Source organism: Hydrogenophaga sp. FG152 (assembly GCF_057809615.1).
On the sequence record NZ_JBMDKH010000004.1, the window covers coordinates 49,133 to 63,994 of the forward strand.

The following is a 14,862-nucleotide window of genomic DNA, read 5'->3' on the forward strand; positions in this document are numbered from 1 at the left end:
GTGTCGAGGCCACTGGGCGACATCGTTGAAGCCCTGGGCGGCGCGCGGCACGGCTCACCCGACCTGCTGATTCACCGCCTGGCCCCCGTGGCCACGGCCGGCCCTGGCGAGTTGGCCTTCGTGGCGCAGGCGCGCTACGCAGGCCAGATTGCCAGCACCGCGGCCGAAGTGCTCATCGTTCCTCCTGCCTTGCAGGACCAGGCCATGGCCCGTGGGGCCTGCATTGTCACGGACGACCCCTACCTCTATTTCGCCAGGCTGACCCAGTGGTGGAAGCAACAGCACCAGGCTGCGCCTGCGCAGGGCATTGATCCACTGGCCAGCATCCACCCCTCGGCCCGTGTGGACGAGGGGGTGAGCGTGGGGCCGTTTGCTGTGGTGGGGCGCGACGTTCATTTGTCGCGTGGTGTCCGGGTGGGCGCCCACGCCGTGCTGGGTGACGGCGCACGCGTGGGTGAAGGCACCTGGCTGCATCCCCGGGTCACCCTGGGTGAGCGGTGCACCATCGGCGCGCGCGGCGTGGTGCATTCCGGTGCGGTGATCGGGGCCGATGGTTTCGGTTTCGCGCCTCATCAGGGCGAATGGATCAAGATCGAGCAATTGGGTGCGGTGCGCATCGGCAACGACGTGGAGATCGGCGCGAACACCTGCATCGACCGCGGCGCGCTGGACGACACCGTGATCGAGGACGGTGTGAAGCTGGACAACCTGATCCAGATCGGCCACAACGTGCATGTGGGAGCGCACACCGCCATGGCCGGTTGTGTCGGCGTGGCAGGCAGTGCGACCATCGGGGCGCATTGCACCATTGGAGGTGGCGCGGTGGTGCTGGGGCACCTCCGGCTGGCCGATGGTGTGCACGTCTCGGCAGCCTCGGTGGTCACGCGCTCCCTGCTCAAGCCAGGACATTACACCGGCATGTTCCCCATCGACGACAATGCCAGCTGGGAAAAGAACGCTGCCTCCCTCAAGCAGCTCAACCGCCTGCGCGAGCGCCTCAAGGCCGCGGAGCAGGCGATCGAACAAGCCCTTCAAAACAATTCAAAGCCATGATGGACATCCACCAGATTCTCAAGCAGTTGCCGCACCGATACCCCATTTTGCTGGTGGATCGCGTGCTGGAGCTGGACAAGGGCAAGAGCATCAAGGCACTGAAGAACGTGACCATCAACGAGCCGTTTTTCGTGGGCCACTTTCCGCATCGCCCAGTCATGCCAGGGGTGCTGATGCTCGAAGCCATGGCCCAGGCCGCGGCGCTGCTGTCCTTCGACACCATGGGCGTCACGCCCGACGACAAGACGGTGTACTACTTTGCGGGCATTGATGGCGCGCGTTTCAAGCGCCCCGTTGAGCCCGGCGACCAGCTCATCATGGACGTGACCCTGGAGCGCGCCAAGGCGGGCATCTTCAAGTTCAAGGGTGTGACGCGCGTGGGCGATCAGATTGCGTGTGAAGCCGAACTGATGTGCACCATGCGCACCATCGCCTGACCGTGGGAGAGCGCGCCTCGTGTCTCTGATTCATCCCACTGCGCTGGTCGACCCTGCCGCCGAACTCGACAGCTCGGTGAGCGTGGGGCCGTACACCGTGATCGGGCCACACGTGAAGATCGGTGCCGGTACCACGGTCGGGGCCCACTGTGTGATCGAAGGCCACACCACCATCGGCCGCGAGAACCGCATCTTCCAGTTCAACTCGCTGGGGGCGATTCCACAGGACAAGAAGTACGCGGGCGAGCCCTGCGAACTGGTCATCGGTGACCGCAACACGATCCGCGAGTTCTGCACTTTCAACATCGGCTCGCCGGGCGACCGTGCGGTGACCCAGGTCGGCAACGACAACTGGATCATGGCCTACGTGCATCTGGCGCACGACTGCGTGGTGGGCAACCACACCATCTTCGCCAACAACTCGCAGCTCGCCGGCCACGTGGTGGTGGATGACTGGGTGATTCTCGGCGGTTTCACCGTGGCTCATCAGTTCGTGCGCATCGGTGCGCATGCCATGACCGCCATGTGCTCTCTGCTGTTTGCCGACTTGCCCCCATTTGTGATGTGCCAGGGCCAGCCTGCCCAGGCGCGTTCGATGAATTTCGAAGGCCTGCGCCGCCGGGGCTTTTCGCCCGAGCGCATTTCGGCCGTGAAGGCCATGCACAAGGCGTTGTACCGGGACGATCTCAAGCTTGAAGAGGCCGTGGCGCGCATTCACGGGCTGACCGACAAGACGCCCGAGGCGGCGCCCGATGTGGCGATGATGCTGGACTTCCTCGGGCAGGTGTCGCCCCAGCGCGGCATCGTCCGCTGACGCCCTGATGAACCCGTCCAAGCGTTTTGCCCTCGTGGCGGGCGAGACGTCGGGCGACCTGCTCGCCGGTCTGTTGCTGGGGGGCGTCCGGCAGCGCTGGCCCGATCTTCACTCGTTCGGCATCGGTGGTCCGCAGATGGTGGCGCAGGGCTTCGACCCCTGGTGGCCCAGCGAGAAGCTCGCGGTGCGTGGGTACGTCGAGGTGCTGCGCCATTACCGCGAGATCGTGGGCATTCGTGCCGAGTTGCAGCAGCGCTTGCTGACATCGACGCGCCCCGATGTGTTCATTGGCGTGGACGCACCCGATTTCAATCTGGATCTGGAAGCCAACCTGAAGGCGGGGGGCATTCGCACCGTGCACTTCGTCTGCCCGTCCATCTGGGCCTGGCGCGCGGACCGGGTCGACAAGATCCGGCGCAGCGCCGACCACGTGCTCTGTATTTTTCCGTTCGAACCCGAGCTGCTGGGGCGGCATGGCATTGCGGCGACCTACGTCGGCCATCCGCTGGCCAATGTGATCCCCATGGAGCCAGACCGCGCGGCAGCGCGCGCCCAATTGGGGCTGCGCGAGGAGGACGCGGTGGTCGCCATTCTGCCGGGCAGTCGCGCGTCGGAGGTGCAGTACCTGGTCGCGCGCTTTTTTGAAACTGCCGTGCGACTTCGGCGCGAGCGCCCGGGGATTCGATTCGTGGTGCCGGCGGTGCCAGCGCTGCGCGAGCGCATCGAGGCCGCGGCCCGTGCCGCCGGGCTGGATGGCGCGTTGACGGTGATCCCAGGTCAGTCGCACACCGCGCTGGCCGCCTGCGATGTGACGCTGATCGCCAGCGGCACTGCCACGCTGGAGGCCGCGCTCTTCAAGCGGCCCATGGTGATCGCCTACAACATGAACTGGCTCTCGTGGCAGATCATGCGGCGCAAGCAGCTGCAGCCCTGGGTGGGCCTGCCCAACATTCTGTGTGGCGAATTCGTGGTGCCCGAGCTGCTGCAGGACGCGGCCACACCCCAGGCGCTGTCGCGGGCGGTGCTGGACTGGCTCGACGCACCTGCGAAAATCGCATCGCTCCAGCAGCGATTCACCGAGCTGCACCACACACTGAGACGAGACACCGCCCAACTGGCCACCGATGCGATCGAACAAGTTCTTGAAGGCTGAACAGGCCCCGCTGATCTGGGACGTGCCCGGACTGCTCGCGGGCGTGGACGAGGCCGGGCGCGGCCCTCTGGCCGGGCCGGTGGTGGCCGCCGCGGTGATCCTGGACGACCGCTCGCCCATCAAGGGTCTGGCGGACTCCAAGCAACTGACCGCATTGCGCCGCGAAAAACTGTATGACGAAATCCGCGCCAAGGCGCTGTGCTGCAGTGTGGCGCAGGCCTCGGTGGAGGAGATCGACCAGCTCAACATTCTCCAGGCCACCATGCTGGCCATGCGCCGGGCGGTCATGGGCCTGCGCCTGAAGCCCGCCAAGGTGCTGGTGGACGGCAACCGGCTGCCGACACTGGACGTGCTGGCCGAGGCCATCGTGTCGGGCGATGCGCTGGTGCCGTCGATTTCGGCCGCGTCCATCCTGGCCAAGGTCACGCGCGATCGCCTGTTGTGCGAGCTGCACCTGCAGCACCCCGAGTACGGATTCGACCAGCACAAAGGCTACGGAACGGCGCAACACATGCAGGCCTTGCGGGTGCATGGCGCCCTGGCTGTGCACCGGCGCTCGTTCGCGCCGGTCGCGCGTGCCTTGGTGGTGCCTGCAGCGAACGAGGGTGGTGAGCCATGACGGCATCGCCCCTGGCCATCACCTCTCGCGACAATCCCCTGCTCAAACGCCTGCGCCTGCTGGTGCAGGATGGCACCGCCTACCGCAAGCAGGGTCAGGTCTGGCTGGAGGGGGATCACCTTTGCCGGGCCTTGCTGGCGCGCGGGCAGCGTCCGCTCACCGCGGTGTTTACCGAGTCCTTCTGGCCGCAGGCCCCGCACGACTTGCGCGATGCCACCGACCACGTGGTCACCGTGCCCGACGCACTGATGGCGGGGATCAGCGGGCTGGAGTCACCGGCCGGTGTGGGCTTTGTCTGGGCTTTGCCGCCCGCTTTGGTGGTGCAGGGCGGCACAGCCACCGTGGTGCTGGACCGCTTGCAGGACGCGGGCAATGTGGGTTCCATCCTGCGCAGCGCCTCGGCTTTCGGTTTTGGCCAGGTGCTGGCCCTCAAGGGCACTGCCGCGCTGTGGTCGCCCAAGGTGGTGCGTGCCGGCATGGGAGCGCATTTCGGGCTGCGCTTGATCGAAGGTTTGGCCGCGGACGATCTCGCGGCGCTGGACGTGCCGATGCTGGTGACCAGTTCCCACCAGGGCGACTGGCTGCATCAGGCCCGGCTGCCCTGGCCTTGCGCCTGGGTCCTGGGCCACGAAGGGCAGGGCGTGGGCGAGGCCCTGATGGCCCGTGCCGGGGCTTTCGTGCGCATTGCCCAGCCCGGCGGAGAAGAGTCGCTCAACGTGGCCGCCGCCGCCGCCATTTGCCTGCATGCCAGCGCAGCCGGATTGGCTTCGTGATCCGTCGGTCGATTGACCGACCCGGGCTATAATTCCACGGTTTACCCGCAATCAGCGCAACCCTGCGCGCCCCGGCTCACCACCCCAGGTTTTTTCTCCGTTTCTGCCCCGGCTCCGGCTGGTGTGAGGCGGGTGCAAGGCCTGCGCGGCACCTGCCGCCGGCGCGAAGACGTTGCCGCCCCACTCTGGAGAATTCCGTGCTTCCCGTCCACCCGAAAGCCCTTCTCGCGCTCGCCGACGGCACGGTCTTTACAGGCGTTTCCATTGGCGCCACCGGTCAGACCACGGGCGAGGTGGTGTTCAACACCTCGCTCACCGGCTACCAGGAAATCCTCACCGATCCCAGCTACTGCCAGCAGATCGTCACGTTGACGTATCCGCACATTGGCAATACCGGCGTCAATGCCGAAGACGTGGAAGCCAGCCGCGTCCACGCCGCTGGCCTGATCATCAAAGACCTGCCCCTGCTGGCCTCCAACTTCCGCAGCAACGAAACGCTCTCGCAGTACCTTCAGCGCGAAGGCACCGTGGCCATCGCCGACCTCGACACCCGGGCGCTCACGCGCCGCCTGCGCACGCACGGCGCGCAGAACGGCTGTGTCCTAGCCCTGCCGGCCGGTGAAGCCATCACCGAGGCGCACCGCGCCCAGGCCCTGGCCGCGGCCAAGGCGGCGCCGAACATGGCCGGTACCGACCTGGCCAAGGTGGTTTCGGCCACGGCACCCTACGCCTGGACGCAGACCGAGTGGCAGCTCGGCTTCGGCTATGGCGAGCAGATCGCGCCGCGTTTCCACGTGGTGGCCTACGACTTTGGCGTGAAGTACAACATCCTGCGCATGCTCAGCGAGCGGGGCTGCAAGATCACCGTGGTGCCGGCGCAGACGCCTGCCGCCGACGTGTTCAAGCTCAAGCCCAACGGCGTGTTCCTGTCCAACGGCCCTGGCGACCCGGAGCCTTGCGACTACGCCGTCGCCGCCACGCGCGAGATCATCGAAGCGGGCGTGCCGACCTTCGGCATCTGCCTGGGCCACCAGATCCTGGCGCTGGCCAGTGGGGCCAAGACCTTCAAGATGAAGTTCGGCCACCACGGTGCCAACCACCCGGTGAAGGACCTCGACAACGGCCGCGTGAGCATCACCAGCCAGAACCACGGCTTCGCGGTCGACGAAAAGACCTTGCCCGCCACGCTGCGCGCCACGCACGTGAGCCTGTTCGACGGCACGCTGCAAGGCCTGGCACGCACCGACCAGCCCGCCTTCTGCTTCCAGGGCCACCCCGAGGCATCGCCCGGCCCGCACGACATCGGCTACCTGTTCGACCGTTTCATCGACCTGATGCAGGCCCGCGTGCCCGCCACCGCCTGAGCCGGCGCACATCCCCAGCGAACCATGCCCAAAAGAACCGACATTCAAACCGTCCTCATCATCGGCGCCGGCCCGATCATCATCGGCCAGGCCTGTGAGTTCGACTACTCTGGCGTGCAGGCCTGCAAGGCCCTGCGCGAAGAGGGCTACCGGGTCGTGCTGATCAACAGCAACCCCGCGACCATCATGACCGACCCGGCCACGGCCGACGTCACCTACATCGAGCCCATCACCTGGCAGACGGTCGAGAAGATCATCGCCAAGGAGCGCCCGCTGGCCCAGGGTGGCTTCGCCATCCTGCCGACCATGGGCGGTCAGACCGCGCTGAACTGCGCGCTCGACCTCTGGCGCAACGGCGTGCTCGCCAAATACGACGTGGAGCTGATCGGTGCGACACCCGAGGCCATTGACAAGGCCGAAGACCGCTTGAAGTTCAAGGACGCCATGACCAAGATCGGTCTGGGGTCGGCGCGCTCAGGCATCGCACACAGCATGGAAGAGGCCTGGGGCGTGCAGAAGACCGTCGGCTTCCCGGTGGTGATCCGCCCCAGCTTCACGCTGGGCGGCACGGGGGGCGGCATCGCCTACAACCCCGAAGAGTTCGAAACCATCTGCAAGCGCGGCCTCGAGGCCTCGCCCACCAACGAGCTGCTGATCGAAGAGTCGCTGCTTGGCTGGAAAGAGTACGAGATGGAGGTCGTGCGCGACAAGGCGGACAACTGCATCATCGTCTGCTCGATCGAGAACCTGGACCCCATGGGCGTGCACACCGGTGACTCGATCACCGTGGCGCCGGCCCAGACGCTGACCGACAAGGAATACCAGATCCTGCGCAACGCCTCGCTGGCCGTGTTGCGCGAGATCGGCGTGGACACCGGCGGCTCCAACGTTCAGTTCTCCATCAACCCGAAGGACGGCCGCATGGTCGTCATCGAGATGAACCCGCGTGTCTCGCGGTCTTCGGCCCTGGCGTCCAAGGCCACCGGTTTCCCGATCGCCAAGGTGGCCGCCAAGCTGGCCATCGGCTACACGCTGGATGAACTGCGCAACGAAATCACGGGCGGCGCCACGCCCGCGAGCTTCGAGCCCAGCATCGACTACGTGGTCACCAAGATCCCGCGTTTCGCGTTCGAGAAATTCCCCACCGCCGACAGCCGCCTGACCACGCAGATGAAGAGCGTGGGCGAGGTCATGGCCATGGGCCGCACCTTCCAGGAGTCGTTCCAGAAAGCCCTGCGCGGCCTGGAAGTGGGCGTGGACGGCATGAACGAGAAGACGCAGGACCGCGAGACGCTGGAGCGCGAGCTCGGTGAACCCGGTCCCGACCGCATCTGGTACGTGGGCGACGCCTTCGCCGCCGGCTGGACGCTGGAGGAAGTGCACCAGTTCACCAAGATCGACCCCTGGTTCCTGGTGCAGATCGAGGAGATCGTGAAGATCGAGCTCGCGCTGGAAAAGACCAGCCTCGACGCGATCGACGCCGACACGCTGCGTGGCCTGAAGAAGAAGGGCTTCTCCGACCGCCGCCTGGCCAAGCTGCTCAAGACCAACGACCAGGCCGTGCGCGAGCGCCGCATCGCCGAGAACATCCGCCCGGTCTACAAGCGCGTGGACACCTGCGCGGCCGAGTTCGCCACCGACACCGCCTATCTGTATTCCACCTACGAAGGCCATGGCGACGGTGAGTGCGAGGCCGAGCCGACCAACAAGAAGAAGATCATGGTGCTGGGTGGCGGTCCCAACCGCATCGGCCAGGGCATCGAGTTCGACTACTGCTGCGTGCACGCTGCGCTCGCCATGCGCGAGGACGGCTATGAGACCATCATGGTCAACTGCAACCCCGAGACCGTGTCGACCGACTACGACACCAGCGACCGCCTGTACTTCGAACCCCTCACGCTGGAAGACGTGCTGGAGATCGTGGACAAGGAAAAGCCGGTGGGCGTGATCGTGCAGTACGGCGGCCAGACGCCGCTCAAGCTCGCGCTGGGCCTGGAGGCAGCGGGTGTGCCCATCATCGGCACCAGCCCGGACATGATCGACGCGGCCGAAGACCGCGAACGTTTCCAGCAGCTGCTGCACACCTTGGGCCTGCGCCAGCCACCCAACGCCACTGCCCGCGCCGAGCCGGAGGCGCTGGAGAAGGCGGCTGCCCTGGGCTACCCGCTGGTGGTGCGCCCGAGCTATGTGCTCGGAGGCCGTGCCATGGAGATCGTGCACGAGCAGCGCGACCTCGAGCGCTACATGCGCGAGGCCGTCAAGGTCAGCAACGATTCGCCCGTGCTGCTGGACCGCTTCCTGAACGATGCCATCGAGTGCGACGTGGACGCGGTGCGCGATGCCACCGGCCGCGTCTTCATCGGCGGCGTGATGGAACACATCGAACAGGCCGGTGTGCACAGCGGTGACTCCGCTTGCTCGCTGCCGCCGTACTACCTGAGCAAGGCCACGGTCGATGAACTCAAGCGTCAGACCGCGGCCATGGCCGAAGGCCTGAACGTGGTCGGCCTGATGAACGTGCAGTTCGCGATCCAGGAAGTGGAAGAGAACGGCGTGAAGAAGGACGTGATCTTCGTGCTCGAAGTGAACCCGCGTGCCTCGCGCACCGTGCCCTTCGTGTCCAAGGCCACCGGCATCCAGCTGGCCAAGGTGGCGGCGCGCTGCATGGCCGGTCAGTCGCTCGACCAGCAGGGCATCGGCGCCGAAGTGACGCCACCGTACTTCAGCGTCAAGGAAGCGGTGTTCCCCTTCGTGAAGTTCCCCGGTGTGGACACCATCCTCGGCCCCGAGATGAAGTCCACCGGCGAAGTGATGGGCGTGGGCAAGACTTTCGGCGAAGCCTTCGTGAAGAGCCAGCTCGGTGCCGGCACCAAGCTGCCGACCTCGGGCAAGGTCTTCCTCACCGTGAAGAACAGCGACAAGCCGCGCGCGGTGGAGATCGCGCGACAGCTTGTCGAGATGGGTTTCTCACTGGTCGCCACGCGCGGCACGGCGGCAGCCATTGCCGCCGCGGGTGTCGCGGTGCAGACGGTGAACAAGGTCACCGAGGGTCGCCCGCACATCGTGGACGCAATCAAGAATGGCGACATCGTGCTCGTCATCAATACCGTGGAAGAGCGCCGCAACGCCATCGCCGACTCGCGAGCCATCCGCACCTCGGCCTTGCTGGCGCGCGTGACCACGTTCACCACCATCGCTGGCGCCGAAGCCGCGGTGGAGGGGATGCAGTACCTGGACAAGCTGGGTGTGATCTCGGTGCAGGAGATGCACGCGCAACTCTGAGGGCGGCCCGCGCGTCGGCTCGGCCGATGCGTGTGGACACCTTTTTCTTTCGCGGCATAATGCCCTTTCATGAACACCGCCGAGCGGCAACGCCCGGCGGTTTGCTTTTGTGCCGGCGCAGAGCCGGAAGCAGTAGGAGAACATCACAGTGGCCACCATTCCGATCACCAAACGCGGCGCCGAAAAACTCAAGGAAGAGTTGCAGCGCTTGAAAACTGTGGACCGCCCCTGGGTGATCAATGCGATCGCCGAGGCGCGCGCGCAGGGGGACCTGAGCGAGAACGCCGAGTACGACGCCGCGAAGGACCGCCAAGGTTTCATCGAAGGCCGCATCGCCGAAATCGAAGGCAAACTCTCGGCCGCGCAGATCATCGACCCGGCCACACTCGATGCGGGCGGCCGCGTGGTGTTCGGCGCCACGGTGGAGCTGGAGGACGAAGACAGCGGCGCGGCCGTGACCTACCAGATCGTGGGCGAGGACGAGGCCGATCTCAAGCTGGGCCTGGTGAACATCAGCAGCCCGATCGCGCGCGCGCTGATCGGCAAGGAAGAGGGCGATGTGGCCGAAGTGCAGGCGCCGGGTGGCACCAAGCGCTTCGAAATCGTCGCCGTGCGTTACGCCTGATGGCCATGCCACTGCACCGTGCTTCCATCTTCATCGCCGCGCTGTGGTGGGGTGGCATCACGGCGCTGAGTTTTCTCGCGGTGCCGACCCTGTTCGCCCAATTGGGCAATCCCGCCGTGGCGGGGCCGGTCGCCGCCAAGCTCTTTTCCCTGCAGTGCTACGCGGGCCTGTTGCTGGGCCTGGCGCTGCTGGTGATGTTGAGGCGGGGCAATGAAAAAGGTGGCCCGCCCAATGGCGCCACCATGACCACCCTGGGCATCGTGGCGTTAGGCATGTTGCTGGCGCTGCTGCAGGAGTTCGGTGTGGCGCAGAACATCGTTACCGCGCGCGCCAGCGGTGGCAACCTGCGTCTGTGGCATGGCGTGGGCACCGCCATGGTGCTGAGCCAGTGGCTGTGTGCCGGCGCCGTGCTCTGGCGCTTGAGCCGGGCATCGCCGGCTCGCTGAGGCCTCAGGCCGCCAGACGCTCGGCCGATTCCAGCGTATTGACCATCAGCATGGTGATGGTCATGGGACCCACCCCGCCGGGCACGGGTGTGATCCAGCTGGCCACCTCCTTCACGCCGTCGAAATCCACGTCACCGCAGAGTTTGCCTTCGTCGTTGCGGTTCATGCCCACGTCGAGCACCACGGCGCCGGGTTTGACCATGTCGGCCGTGAGCACATTGCGCTTGCCCACGGCCGCCACGATCACGTCGGCCTGCAGCGTCAGGGCTTTCAGGTCCTTGGTGCCGCTGTGGCAGATGGTCACGGTGGCGTTCTGTTGCAGCAGCATCAGGGCCATCGGCTTGCCCACGATGTTGCTGCGTCCAATCACCACGGCATGCTTGCCCTTGAGTTCGCAGCCGATGCTCTCCAGCATCTTCATGCAGCCATAGGGCGTGCAAGGCCAGAAGCCAGGCATGCCGGTCATCAGGGCGCCCGCGCTGGCGATGTGGAAGCCGTCCACGTCCTTGGCCGGAGAGATCGCTTCAATTACCTTCTGGGCGTCGATGTGGGCGGGCAAGGGCAGCTGGACGAGGATGCCGTGGACCGACGTGTCGTGGTTGAGCGCATCGACCCGCGCCAGCAACTCCGCTTCGCTGAGGGTGGCGGGCCAGCGTTCCAGCACCGAGTGCATGCCGGTGTCTTCGCAGGCCTTGACCTTGTTGCGCACATAGACCTGCGAGGCCGGGTTCTCGCCGACCAGAATCACGGCCAGGCCCGGCGTGATGCCTTTGGCCTTGAGGGCGGTGACGCGGGCGCTGACGTCGGCGCGCAGTTGGCGGGAGAGGGCATTGCCGTCGATGAGTTGAGCGGTCATGGCTGGAGAGTGTCTGCGGTTGAAATGCAAACGCCCGCCGGGAAAGCGGCGGGCGTTAGGGGGAATGGGTGTGGCTGATGAAGGGATTCAGGCCTTCGCCGGGGTCTGCCCCAGCGCGATCTTGAGCAGGTCGGCCACGGTGTTGGCGCCGAGCTTTTCCATGATGTTGGCGCGGTGTGCCTCCACCGTCTTGATGCTGATGCCCAGGTCGTCGGCGATCTGCTTGTTCAGCCGGCCGGCGACGATGCGTTCGAGCACCTGCGCCTCGCGGCTGGTCAGCTTGGAGAGCAGGGCGTCGCGGCTGACCGCCTGCTGGTGGGTGGCGAAGGCTTCGCGCGCGTGTTCGAGCATGCGCTCGACCAGGGCCACGAGCTGGTCTTCCTTGAAGGGTTTCTGGATGAAGTCGAGCGCGCCGCGCTTCATCGATTCCACCGCCATGGGCACGTCGCCGTGGCCGGTGATGAAGACAATGGGCAGGGGCGACTGGCGCTCGATCAGGCGTTCCTGCAGTTCCATGCCGGTCATGCCACCCATGCGGATGTCGGCGATCAGGCAGGCCACTTCGCGTGCGTCGTAGCGGCTCAGAAAGGCCTCGGCCGATTCGAAACATCGGACCCGGAAGTCCTTGCCTTCGAGCAGCCATTGCAGAGAGTCGCGCACCGCCTCGTCGTCATCGACCACGTAGACGCTGCCTTTTTTGGGGATCAAACTCATCTCGCTCTTTCAGTGTCCGTCAGCGGCTCTGTGGCGGGCCCGGCCGCGGCGCTGAGATTCTGCAGCCGAGAGATCACGGGGATCCAGAAGCTGAAGCAGCAGCCCACCACCTCTTCACCATTGTAGATGTTCTGAACCTGCATCCGGCCGTGGTGCGATTCGACGATGCTGCGGCACAGTTTGAGGCCGATGCCCATGCCTTCGCTCTTGGTGCTGTAGAAGGCTTCGTAGATGCGCTCGATCATTTCGTCGGGCACGCCATTGCCCGAGTCGCGCACCGAGAACTCCACCACATCCACGTCGTCCAGACGGCGTGGCCCGACGCGCAACTCCACGTAGCGTTCACCCGGCGCGCGCCCCGCCTGCGCGATGGCTTCACCCGCGTTCTTGAGGAGATTGATCAACACCTGCTCGATCAGGATGGGATCGACCATGAGATTCGGCAAGCGCGCGGCCACGTAGGGCGAGAGGCGCACCTGATGCCGGCGCAGCTCGATGTCGGCGAGTTCGATCGCGTTGCTCACCATCTGTGCCACGTCGGACAGCGTGGGATTGGGTTCGCTGCGCTTCACGAAAGCCCGGATGCGCTGGATGATCTGACCGGCGCGCTGAGCCTGGCGCGAGGTCTTCTCCAGCGCGCCCAGCAACTCGTCGGTGGTGATGCGCTGCTCGGTCACGCGCGAGATCATGCCGTTGCAATAGTTGGTGATCGCGGTCAGCGGCTGGTTGAGTTCGTGCGCCACGCTCGATGCCATCTCTCCCATGGTGATCAGGCGACTCGCGGTCTGCGCGCGCTCGGCCTGGCGAGAGGCTTGTTCTTCCGCGTAGCGGCGGGGCGTGATGTCGCTGGCGATCACCATTTGCGCCAGCCGGCCGTCGACCCAGGTGAGATAACGCGTGCGCACCTCCAGCCAACGGTCCAGTTCTTCCACGAACACTTCGGCGTTCTCCGCGCCGGCGTCGGTCAGCGTTTCGGTGGGCATGCCGGCGAAGGCGTCCACGGCGTCACCGTCGTCGGGGCTGGGGGAGGGCTGGTTGCCGGCGAGGTCGACCAGGTGCCGGTGCCCCTGGCCCCGCGTGCCGAACCACAGGCGGTACATCTTGTTGGCGAACAGCATCTCGTCGCTGCCCAGGGGTGCGACCGAGACGGCGGAGTCGAGCGACTCCAGCACCGTGGTGAAGCGTTCGTAGGAGGCCGAAAGCTCCTCCCGGATGCGCTTGGGCTCGGTGATGTCGGTCATGGAGGTCATCCAGCCGGTCTGGTGGCCCTTGGGATCAATCAGCGGCGAGACGTACATGCGCGCGTCGAAGATGCTGCCGTCGCGGCGCTTCACATGGACCTCGAAGCCGCCTGGCGTGGAGCGGCCGCGCAGCTCGTCTTCCAGTCGCGCGGCGAGTTGGTCGTGCTCCTCTTCCGGCCAGTAGGGGAAGGGCGCGGTGCGGCCGACGAGTTCGCCTTCGGTCCAGCCGGTCATCGAGCAGAAGGCCGGGTTGACGTAGGTGATGCGGCCCTGCATGTCCAGCGCCCGCATGCCGGTGAGCATGGAGTTTTCCATCGCCCGGCGGAAGTTGGTCTCGGCCACCAGCGCCTGCTGCGCCTGCACGCGGCGGCGGGTGTGGCGCCAGGTGCCGAGCAGCATCCAGACCGTGAGTGCGGACAGCGCGCCGATGACCCAGAAGAAACCACTGCCCACGATGTCCTGCGAGGTGCGGTAGCCCTGGGCTTTCAGGATCAGGCCGTTGCCCACGGGCGAGACGGGCACCTCGTGCTCCAGCGGCGGGTTGGACCACGGCAGCAGGCGCAGCACGCTGGTGGGTGTCTGCAGGCTGCCGGCCAGCACGTGGCCGCGATCGTCCACCAAGGCCACGGCATAGCGCGCCATGATTTCCGGCGGGATGCCGAAGCGCATCAGCCCATCGACCGAGTACTCACCCATGATGGTGCCGGAGAAGCGGCCCTGCTCGCTCAGCGGCACGTGCAGCATCAGCGTGGAATTGCGCGCGTCCTCGCCCAGCGGGCGCGAGTAGATAGGTTGGCGCAGGTCGCGGGCCAAGTCGAAGGAGCCGTCGGTTTCGCCGGCCGAGAGCACCGTGCCAACGGGGCGCACCAGTCCCGCCGGTGCGCTGGGCGAGGCGTAGGTGGCCAGCACGTTGCGCCGGCCATCGATCCAGCTGATGGCCAGCATCTCGGGGAACTGGCTCACCAGGGATTCGACCTGGAACTCGAACTCCTCGCTCTCGATCTCCTTGTTGCCCACCTCACGGGCCAGTCGCATGAGCTGCTCCTGCCGTTCGAGCAGGCGCAGGCGCAGGCGCTGCTGGGCGTACTCCACGTCGCGCGTGACGGCCTCCTGTTCGCGCTCGAGTTCCTCGTAACGCAGGTAGGTGATGGCGACCACGATGGCCGAGAGAAACAGGAGCACGGCCAGCAAGGGGCCGAGGGTGGCGAAGCGATCCTGGCGGGACGGCGGCAGGCGGCGCCACCAGCGCTTCCACCACACGGCCTGGGCAGGCGGGCTGTTGGTCGGCGTGGTTTGGGGCAGGGGAATCATGAACCCGAGAGTCTACGTGAGTGGGTGCTCCACGCCCTTCGTAGGCGCAGGAGAAACGCTGGTTTTGTCGCGCCCAAGGCCTGTTTCGTCAATGGCTTAAATTTTCATAATATAAAAACATAAAGCATATGTTGAAAATGAAAAGCTTTTGTGGAAAAATCAGTGACAGTGCGG

General features: G+C 65.9%; 13 protein-coding genes. 10 read left to right on the forward strand and 3 right to left on the reverse strand.

Going from position 1 to position 14,862, the window contains the following annotated elements:
* The 10 genes from lpxD (at position 1) to ACODTB_RS06495 (ending at position 10,566) form a co-directional block, all read left to right on the forward strand.
* Complete coding sequence (gene lpxD / locus ACODTB_RS06450) at positions 1-1,053, forward strand: UDP-3-O-(3-hydroxymyristoyl)glucosamine N-acyltransferase (protein ID WP_291121649.1); 1,053 nt, start codon at positions 1-3, stop codon at positions 1,051-1,053.
* Positions 1,050-1,490, forward strand: coding sequence for a 3-hydroxyacyl-ACP dehydratase FabZ (gene fabZ, locus ACODTB_RS06455; protein WP_291121647.1), 441 nt, complete (start codon positions 1,050-1,052; stop codon positions 1,488-1,490). The genes lpxD and fabZ overlap by 4 nt, the downstream gene beginning before the upstream one ends.
* 19 nt (positions 1,491-1,509) lie before the next feature.
* Positions 1,510-2,304 carry an acyl-ACP--UDP-N-acetylglucosamine O-acyltransferase gene (gene lpxA, locus ACODTB_RS06460; protein WP_291121646.1) on the forward strand — a complete coding sequence of 265 codons (795 nt, stop codon included), beginning with the start codon at positions 1,510-1,512 and terminating at the stop codon, positions 2,302-2,304.
* Between the two features lie 7 nt (positions 2,305-2,311).
* The gene (lpxB, locus tag ACODTB_RS06465; RefSeq protein ID WP_291121644.1) at positions 2,312-3,457 is read left to right on the forward strand and encodes a lipid-A-disaccharide synthase; all 1,146 of its coding nucleotides are present in this window, start codon (positions 2,312-2,314) and stop codon (positions 3,455-3,457) included.
* On the forward strand, positions 3,429-4,076 hold the full coding sequence (rnhB, locus tag ACODTB_RS06470) for a ribonuclease HII (RefSeq protein ID WP_291121642.1): 648 nt from the start codon (positions 3,429-3,431) through the stop codon (positions 4,074-4,076). The genes lpxB and rnhB overlap by 29 nt, the downstream gene beginning before the upstream one ends.
* Positions 4,073-4,849 (forward strand): TrmH family RNA methyltransferase, encoded by a 777-nt coding sequence (locus ACODTB_RS06475; RefSeq protein ID WP_291121641.1) that lies wholly within the window; start codon positions 4,073-4,075, stop codon positions 4,847-4,849. The genes rnhB and ACODTB_RS06475 overlap by 4 nt, the downstream gene beginning before the upstream one ends.
* A 197-nt stretch (positions 4,850-5,046) precedes the next feature.
* Complete coding sequence (gene carA / locus ACODTB_RS06480) at positions 5,047-6,213, forward strand: glutamine-hydrolyzing carbamoyl-phosphate synthase small subunit (RefSeq protein ID WP_291121639.1); 1,167 nt, start codon at positions 5,047-5,049, stop codon at positions 6,211-6,213.
* A 24-nt stretch (positions 6,214-6,237) separates the two neighbouring features.
* A complete protein-coding gene (gene carB / locus ACODTB_RS06485) occupies positions 6,238-9,495 on the forward strand; it encodes a carbamoyl-phosphate synthase large subunit (RefSeq protein WP_291121637.1) in 3,258 nt (1,085 codons plus the stop codon).
* 148 nt (positions 9,496-9,643) lie between these two features.
* Positions 9,644-10,120: a transcription elongation factor GreA gene (gene greA / locus ACODTB_RS06490; protein WP_291121636.1), complete on the forward strand. Its 477-nt coding sequence runs from the start codon at positions 9,644-9,646 to the stop codon at positions 10,118-10,120.
* Positions 10,121-10,125: 5 nt separating this feature from the next.
* Positions 10,126-10,566 carry a DUF4149 domain-containing protein gene (locus ACODTB_RS06495; RefSeq protein ID WP_291121634.1) on the forward strand — a complete coding sequence of 147 codons (441 nt, stop codon included), beginning with the start codon at positions 10,126-10,128 and terminating at the stop codon, positions 10,564-10,566.
* A 4-nt stretch (positions 10,567-10,570) separates the two neighbouring features.
* Here ACODTB_RS06495 and folD read toward each other — a convergent pair whose 3' ends face one another.
* From folD to ACODTB_RS06510, 3 genes are all read right to left on the reverse strand, one after another.
* Entirely contained in the window at positions 10,571-11,422 is an 852-nt protein-coding gene (gene folD / locus ACODTB_RS06500; protein ID WP_488929181.1) for a bifunctional methylenetetrahydrofolate dehydrogenase/methenyltetrahydrofolate cyclohydrolase FolD, read from the reverse strand.
* Positions 11,423-11,509: 87 nt separating this feature from the next.
* Positions 11,510-12,136 carry a response regulator transcription factor gene (locus ACODTB_RS06505; protein ID WP_291119523.1) on the reverse strand — a complete coding sequence of 209 codons (627 nt, stop codon included), beginning with the start codon at positions 12,134-12,136 and terminating at the stop codon, positions 11,510-11,512.
* Complete coding sequence (locus ACODTB_RS06510; RefSeq protein WP_291119526.1) at positions 12,133-14,688, reverse strand: PAS domain-containing sensor histidine kinase; 2,556 nt, start codon at positions 14,686-14,688, stop codon at positions 12,133-12,135. The genes ACODTB_RS06505 and ACODTB_RS06510 overlap by 4 nt, the downstream gene beginning before the upstream one ends.
* Between the last annotated feature and the right edge of the window lie 174 nt (positions 14,689-14,862).